Source organism: Pseudomonas sp. Sample_24, assembly GCF_004307605.1.
Lineage (GTDB): Bacteria > Pseudomonadota > Gammaproteobacteria > Pseudomonadales > Pseudomonadaceae > Aquipseudomonas.
The window spans coordinates 1-3333 of record NZ_RCNW01000500.1; the positions used below are offsets into that span (position 1 = coordinate 1).

4 protein-coding genes are annotated in these 3333 nt (G+C 56.8%); 1 reads left to right on the forward strand and 3 read right to left on the reverse strand.

Annotation, left to right across the window (positions count from 1 at the left end; all coding sequences use genetic code 11):
* Window positions 1–1379 (forward strand): NAD-glutamate dehydrogenase domain-containing protein (locus tag D8V06_RS29075; RefSeq protein WP_177434510.1); only part of this gene is annotated, 1379 nt, incomplete at its 5' end.
* 165 nt (window positions 1380–1544) lie between these two features.
* Here D8V06_RS29075 and D8V06_RS29080 read toward each other — a convergent pair.
* The 3 genes from D8V06_RS29080 to D8V06_RS29090 form a co-directional block, all read right to left on the reverse strand.
* Window positions 1545–2258, reverse strand: a complete 714-nt coding sequence (locus D8V06_RS29080; protein WP_130932334.1) for an ATPase — start codon at window positions 2256–2258, stop codon at window positions 1545–1547.
* A 229-nt stretch (window positions 2259–2487) separates the two neighbouring features.
* Window positions 2488–2898 carry a cupin domain-containing protein gene (locus D8V06_RS29085; protein ID WP_130932335.1) on the reverse strand — a complete coding sequence of 137 codons (411 nt, stop codon included), beginning with the start codon at window positions 2896–2898 and terminating at the stop codon, window positions 2488–2490.
* Between the two features lie 183 nt (window positions 2899–3081).
* Window positions 3082–3333 (reverse strand): antibiotic biosynthesis monooxygenase family protein (locus D8V06_RS29090; protein WP_130932336.1); only part of this gene is annotated, 252 nt, incomplete at its 5' end.

The following is a 3333-nucleotide window of genomic DNA, read 5'->3' on the forward strand; positions in this document are numbered from 1 at the left end:
ACTGCTCCGACCACGAAGTGAACATCAAGATCCTGCTGAACGAAGTGGTTCAGGCGGGCGACATGACCGACAAGCAACGTAACCAGTTGCTGGCGAGCATGACCGACGAAGTCGGTGGTCTGGTGCTGGGCAACAACTACAAGCAGACTCAGGCATTGTCCCTGGCAGCCCGTCGTGCCTTGCCGCGGATCGCCGAATACAAGCGTCTGATGAACGATCTGGAAGGTCGCGGCAAGCTGGATCGTGCAATCGAGTTCCTGCCGTCCGAAGAAGCCATCAACGAACGCATCGCCGAAGGCCATGGCCTGACCCGTGCCGAGTTGTCGGTGCTGATCTCCTACAGCAAGATCGACCTCAAGGAACAGCTGCTCAATTCGCTGGTCCCGGATGACGACTACCTGACCCGCGACATGGAAACCGCTTTCCCGCCGACCCTGGTGAGCAAGTTCTCCGAAGCCATGCGCCGTCACCGTCTGAAGCGCGAAATCGTCAGCACCCAGATCGCCAACGATCTGGTCAACCACATGGGCATCACCTTCGTGCAGCGACTCAAAGAGTCGACCGGCATGAGCCCGGCGAACGTGGCTGGCGCTTACGTGATCGTGCGCGACATTTTCCATCTCCCGCACTGGTTCCGTCAGATTGAAAACCTGGACTACAAGGTTTCCGCCGACGTGCAACTGGAGCTGATGGACGAGCTGATGCGTCTGGGCCGTCGCGCCACGCGCTGGTTCCTGCGTGCCCGCCGCAACGAGCAGAACGCTGCCCGTGATGTGGCGCACTTCGGTCCGCATTTGAAGGAACTGGGGCTCAAGCTCGACGAGTTGCTCAGTGGCGAGATCCGCGAAACCTGGCAGACCCGTTACCAGGCTTACGTCGCAGCCGGTGTACCGGAGTTGCTGGCGCGCATGGTGGCTGGCACTTCGCACCTGTACACCCTGCTGCCGATCATCGAGGCTTCCGACGTGACCGGCCAGGACCCGGCCGAGGTGGCCAAGGCTTACTTCGCCGTGGGCAGTGCGCTGGACATCACCTGGTACATGCAACAGATCAGTGCTCTGCCGGTTGAAAACAACTGGCAGGCCCTGGCCCGTGAAGCGTTCCGTGATGATGTGGACTGGCAGCAACGCGCGATCACCATCTCGGTCCTGCAACAGGGCGACGGCACTCAGGACGTGGAAACACGCCTGTCGCTGTGGATGGCGCAGCACGACAGCATGATCGAACGCTGGCGTGCCATGCTGGTGGAAATCCGTGCCGCCAGCGGCACCGACTACGCCATGTACGCAGTGGCCAACCGTGAACTGCTGGACCTGGCGTTGAGCGGGCAAGCGGTAGTGCCTGCTGCTGTCGCGGTAGAACTGGAACCGGCTGCCTGATCAGGCGCTGAATGAAAAAGCCCCGCATTGAGAGACGCGGGGTTTTTTTTGTCCCAAGGTTTTGTGGTGTCAGGTCAGGCCTCATCGCCAGCAAGCCGGCTCCTACGGTGATGTGTTGATGCAAAACCTGTAGGAGCCGGCTTGCTGGCGATGAGGCCATTCGACTTAATACAATTTCATATTCGGAATGTTGTTTATCATCGACACATTACTTGTCGGGCTAGTCAATAAATTATTGAGCGACTGGTCAAACTTCTGCAATGCCCTTACTTGTACATTTTGTTGTTCGTTAATGTCAGCAATAATCTCTTCGCTGCGTTTATAGTCGGCCCACACCGGGCTGAGCGCTCTGGCGTCATAGCCTTTCGCGGTGCCGATATAATTGAACTGGTTGTCATAGAAATCGGCACTGACTCTGGATTCGACGTCCGAACTGCGCGAGGTGATCAATTGGCTGCGGCTGTCGATGACGGCCACCACATCGGGTTTCGCAGCCTTGAGGCTTTGCATGTCCGGGTACACCGTGACCGAGCCAAACTGACGCTGTAACGAGGCTTTGACCCAATCCACGGCGAGGTCGGGCTTGGAGGTGGCGACGTAGGCATCGTGGATCTCCTGCACCAACAGGCTCTGGCCGAAACCGGTGCCGGCATTGGCCTGATAATCCTGCAGGTATTCACGGTTGGCCTGGGTGTTGCGGCTGTACACCACGCCCAGGGCAACCTGGCTGCCGTTGGGTATGCGAGTCACATTGCTGCGGCCAACCGGTTGCGTGAAGATTCCGTCCAGCGAGGAAACCGCCGAAGGTGCGGTGGGAACCGAGCAGCCAGACAAAAGAGCAGTTGTAAGGGTTAACGTACTGACAAGTGCAAGTTTCATTGTGTTACTCCAGTGAAACAACATCAGTAAGGAAGTTAAAGTTGCCGGAAGGGGTCGGCAGTCATTCCAGACTAAACCGGGAAGCGCGGAATGAAATAGCCAATATTCGTGCTTATTGGCAGCCTGCTAGTATTGTTTGGTTTAAACAGAGCAAGTTAATTGCTCTTGGAAATAAAAACGCCCGAATAGAATATTTGGACGTTTTCATTTATGGCTGTTCGCTCAGCGATCAGTTTTTCAAGGGGACCAGCACTTCTTCATCCGGCGACAGCACCATGAACACCAGCAACTTTGCAGGCTCGGTAGCGCTGGCGTTTTTCGAGACCAGGTGCTCGGAGCCGGCCGCTTCGTACCAGTATTCGCCCGCCTTGTAGGTCACTGCTTTCTCGCCTTTGACCTGGGAAGTAATCGACCCGGAAAGGACATAGGCCATGGCCGTACCGTCGTGCCTGTGGGCGATGGACGATTGGCCGGGCTTGTAATCGACTTCGATCATCAATGCTTTTTTGCCCGGTACGTTTTTCAGCATCTGGTCTTGCAGCACCGTGACCTTTTCCGAAGGGTCATGGGCAAAGGCTGAGGCGGAAAAGGCCAGGGCCAGGGCAGCAAGAGGAGTGGCACACACGCGCAAAACATTCATGTTCATGACCTTCTAAGAGTGGTTGTCGGGATCACAATAAGCTGCGCATCCGGACTGGAAAACAGCCAATTTTCCGGAAGGTCAGGGGACCAATCCTGAGCGTTGAAAGCAAAAAAAACCGCAGCCTGCGCCAGCTCCTACCCTGTAGGATCTGCCGCAGGCTGCGATTTTTCGATCTGGCTTTTAGCGAATCGGAAAGCTGTTGAAGTCGACGGCATTGGCCAGTTGGCAGTCGATCAGGTCGATGAAACCCTGCACCTGAGGGCTGTTGAAGTGCGACTGCATGGCCGCTTCCGATTGCCAATGGGCGCTGACGGTCCAGCGGTTACTGTCCTCAGGGCAGCGGTCGACCATGTAGGAGTCACAGCCCGGTAGTTCGCGCAGGGTGTCGACAATCTTTTGCAGTTGCTTACCCAGTTCTTCCGAGCGGCCGGC

Coding starts and splice junctions, on each gene's coding strand:
- D8V06_RS29080 (WP_130932334.1), bottom strand. CDS start 2,258: ATGAAACTTGCACTTGTCAGTACGTTAACCCTTACAACTGCTCTTTTG.
- D8V06_RS29085 (WP_130932335.1), bottom strand. CDS start 2,898: ATGAATGTTTTGCGCGTGTGTGCCACTCCTCTTGCTGCCCTGGCCCTG.